The organism is Halanaerobium sp., assembly GCF_003070835.1.
In genome coordinates this window covers 1-4166 of the sequence record NZ_QBLR01000293.1, presented here as the reverse complement: position 1 = coordinate 4166, position 4166 = coordinate 1, and the positions used below count along the sequence as shown (strand labels likewise).

Below are 4166 nucleotides of genomic sequence, written 5' to 3'. Positions count from 1 at the left end.
TTATCATTGCTAAGTATTTAAGAGCAATTCAAAAAATTAAAGAGATAACTTGATTCAAACGGTGCTATTTAGATTTCACAACATTTGTCAAAGAGCCATGGTTTTGTTTTATTAGGTGATATTTCTAATGCAGGGTTACTATTTTCATTAATAAAGAAGCGCAAGAATATCAAATATTATAAAGACTATCTATTAGATAAAAATTTTAATCAAGCATTTATAATGACTAGATATATTTAAAACTTAGTTGAAAACAAATAATTAATAATTTTAAATCCTGGCTAATTAAATTGTTTGACTTTTTAAAATAATGTTGCTATAATTTCTTTTGGAAGCGATTCCATTTTATTTTTAAACTATTTGGAAGCGGTTCCAAAACAAAAATTTAGAGGGGGATTTATTAAATGAAATCTTTACATCCAACTATTTCAGTTTTTCTGGCAGTATTAATGGTTTTTGGTCTCAGTGCAGTCGGTTTTGCTCAGGAGGTTGAGCTGGAGTTTTTTCAGAATAAGCGAGAAGCTGTAGAAACTTTTGACAGGTTAATTGAGAAATTTGAAGAAGAAAATCCTGATATCAATATCGAGCAGAATCATGTTCCTGATGCAGAAACCGTCTTAAAATCAAGACTAACCAGAAATAATATACCTGATATAATGGGGCTTGGTGGTAACTTTACTTATGGTCAGATAGCAGATGCTGGCATTTTAAAGAATTTTGATGATACTTCATATTTAGCTAATACCCAGCTGGCCTATAGAGAAATGCTCCAGGATTTACATGAGGGAAGCTCAAATTATGGGGTTCCATATACAGCAAATGCCAATACAGTTTTATATAATAAAGATAAATTTGAAGAATTGGGGCTGGATATTCCACAGACCTGGGATCAATTTATAGCAGCAGCAGAAACAATTAAGGAAAATGGTGGAACTCCTTTTTATTTGACATTTAAAGATGCCTGGACTATTATGGTTCCCTGGAATTCATTAGCTGCAAACCTGCAGGGGGAAAACTTTATTGAAAGAAGAAAAGAAAATGAAACTACATTTAAAGAGAGTTATCAAAAAGTAGCAGAAAGAATTTATAAATTACTAGATTATGGTCAGGATGATATATTCGGTTTTGGTTACAGTCAGGGGAATCAGGCATTTGCCAATGGAGAGTCATTTATGTATATTCAGGGTGTCTGGGCTATAAATCCTATTTTAGAATCAAATCCTGATCTAAATTTAGGGGCTTTTGCACTGCCAGCCGTTAATGATGCAGATGAGAATATGCTCGTTTCTGGGGTAGATACTGTTTTAACAATGAATAAGAACACCGATCATCCGGAAGCAGCTGAAAAATTCATTAAATTCTTACTGGAAAAGGAAAATGCACAATTTTATATTGACCAGCAGATGACTTTCTCAGCAGTGGAAAATGTTTTTCAGGAAGATCCAACAGTGGTTGACTTAAAGGAATATTTTGAAACCGGAAATATTGCTCCCTTCCCTGATCATTATTATCCATCAGGAATGCAGGTTCCAAACCTGATTCAGGGTTTCTTACACGAAGGAAATGTAGAAGAATTTTTAGCAGAGCTTGATTCAGAATGGAATAAAGTACAGTCAAGATAAGACTAAATTATTAGAATTAAATAAAGGGAGTTCTTCTCATAGTTGAGAGGGGCTCTCTAATTTTAAGTGGGAGGAAATAGTAATGAAAAAAACTTCATCTGTATTTTACTGGATGACAATTCCGGCATTTATATTATTTTTTGTTTTTCATACTCTTCCAGCTCTGCAGGGAATATTTTATAGTTTCACAGATTATATAGGATTTGGAGATTACAATTTTGTTGGGTTTAGGAATTTTATTAATTTATTTAGTGATGGTCGGGCATTTGATGCTTATATTTTTACATTTAAATTTGCTATTGTTTCAACAATTTTAGTAAATATTTTAAGCCTTTTAGTTGCTCTGGGCCTAAATTCTAAAATAAAACTAAAAAATACTTTTAGGGCAGTTTATTTCGTTCCCTATATGCTGAGTATTTTAGTTGTTGGTTATATTTTTAATCATATTTTTACTTTTATTATCCCGGAATTAGGACGCAGTTTTGGAATCGAAATATTGAGCAGGAACATCCTGGGGAATATGGACTTAGCCTGGATAGGAGTAGTAATTCTTGCTGTCTGGAATTCAAGCGGGTTTAATACATTGTTATATTTATCAGGTTTGCAGACTGTTCCCGACGAATTATATGAAGTTGCCAAAATAGATGGTGCCGGGAAATGGGATCAATTTAAACATATTACTTTTCCTTTAATCGCTCCTTTCTTTACAATTAATATTGTAATTTCCATGCGTGGATTTTTAATGGTCTTTGATCACATAATGGCTTTAACTGAAGGTGGCCCTGGCCGGGCAACTGAATCGATAACCTTATTAATTTATAATGGTGGATTTATGGGCGGAGAATTTGCATATCAGACTGCCAATGCTGTGATTTTCTTATTGGTTGTACTGGCTGTTTCCTTCTTCCAGTTAAAAGTACTGCAAAAACGTGAGGTGAGCTACTAATGAAAGAAAAAACAAACTGGTGGGCAACTGGCTTATTATTTTTAGGATCATTTATTATAATTATCCCATTATATATGGCTCTTGTAGTTTCTTTAAAAAACCCCCAGCAGTTAGCCGAATCGATTTTAGCGGTTCCTGATACTTTTCAGTTTTCTAATTATCTGAAAGCAATAGAAATGACTAATTATTTTCAGAGTTTAAAAAACAGTGCTTATGTTACCTTTCCAACTGTAGCTGTAGTTCTGGTTGTTAATTCGATGGTCTCCTATGCAATAGCACGCAATATGGATAAAAAATATTTTAAATTTCTTTATTATTACTTTATTAGTGCGATGTTTATTCCGTTTCCATTAATTATGCTGCCCATTGTTAAAGAAATGTCAATATTAAGCCTTGATAATCTTAATGGACTTGTATTATTATATATAGTGTATGCTTTACCGTTAAATGTTTTTATCTATGTAGGTTACATAAAATCTTTACCCCGGAGTATAGAAGAAGCTGCAATAATAGATGGGGCTAATGTCTGGCAGATTTTCTGGAGAATTATTTTCCCGGTTTTAAAACCGATTAATGCAACGGTTGCGATTTTAACTGCTCTAAAAGCCTGGAATGATTTTTTATTACCATTATTAATGATCAGTGACCGTTCCAGTATGACATTACCCTTAGTTCAGCATGTGTTTCAATCACAATTTAGTACCAACTATAGTTTAGCATTTGCTTCCTATATACTTGCACTTCTTCCGATGCTTTTAGTTTATATTATTGCTCAGAAGAAAATAATTAGTGGAGTCATGAGGGGATCAGTGAAAGGATAATTAATAGTTATGGCAAAAGATAAAGTTAATATTTATGATGTAGCAGAGAAAGCCGGTGTTGGGATTGGAACTGTATCCAGAGTTTTAAATAACAGCAGTAAAGTTAAGGATGAAACCAGAGATAAGGTTCTCAAGGTCATGAAAGAATTAAATTACAGACCAAATAAAGTTGCCCAAAATTTGGCCAGCCAGAAAGCAAATGCTGTTGGGGTTATTGTGCCGACATTTATTGATCACTTTTTTGTGGAAGTATTAAAAGGTATTCAGGATGCTCTAGAAGAAGAAAAAATAGATCTGATATTATATAAAATAGATAAAGACCAGCAGATGATGGATAAAATACTGGATATTGTTCACAGCAAAAAGGTTGATGGTATTGCAGCAGTTACTATGGATATTTGCGAACATGACTACCAGTCTTTATTGAGTGAGGAGATTCCAATAGTTTTGGCAGATGAAGATAGCCCGGATTTTCATTCAATTCATTTAGATGACGTCAAGGGTGCAGAAATGGCTGTTGCTTATTTAATTAAACAGGGACATCAAAATATTTCTTTTGTCAATGGTATTAAAGATAGTCAGCATGGAATTAATCGTTTAAAAGGAGTAAAAAATATATTATCAAAAAACAATCTTAGTTTAAATCCAGATCTGCTTAAATTTGGAGATTTTCATACAGAAGATGGTTATCAGTCAATGCAGGAAATATTAGAACTCCCCAGAACTGAATGGCCATCAGCTGTTTTTGCTGCTTCTGATAATCAGGCAATTGGAGTC

General features: G+C 33.2%; 4 protein-coding genes. All 4 read left to right on the top strand.

Annotated elements, in window-relative coordinates; genetic code table 11:
* The first annotated feature begins 404 nt into the window (after positions 1–404).
* Positions 405–1622, top strand: a complete 1218-nt coding sequence (locus CI949_RS17660) for an ABC transporter substrate-binding protein (protein ID WP_290768778.1) — start codon at positions 405–407, stop codon at positions 1620–1622.
* A gap of 82 nt (positions 1623–1704) precedes the next feature.
* Positions 1705–2568, top strand: coding sequence for a carbohydrate ABC transporter permease (locus CI949_RS17655; RefSeq protein ID WP_290768775.1), 864 nt, complete (start codon positions 1705–1707; stop codon positions 2566–2568).
* Entirely contained in the window at positions 2568–3389 is an 822-nt protein-coding gene (locus CI949_RS17650; protein WP_290768772.1) for a carbohydrate ABC transporter permease, read from the top strand. Before CI949_RS17655 ends, CI949_RS17650 begins: the two co-directional genes overlap by 1 nt.
* A gap of 9 nt (positions 3390–3398) precedes the next feature.
* Positions 3399–4166, top strand: a 768-nt coding sequence (locus tag CI949_RS17645; protein WP_290768769.1) for a LacI family DNA-binding transcriptional regulator, incomplete at its 3' end; no start/stop codon positions are given.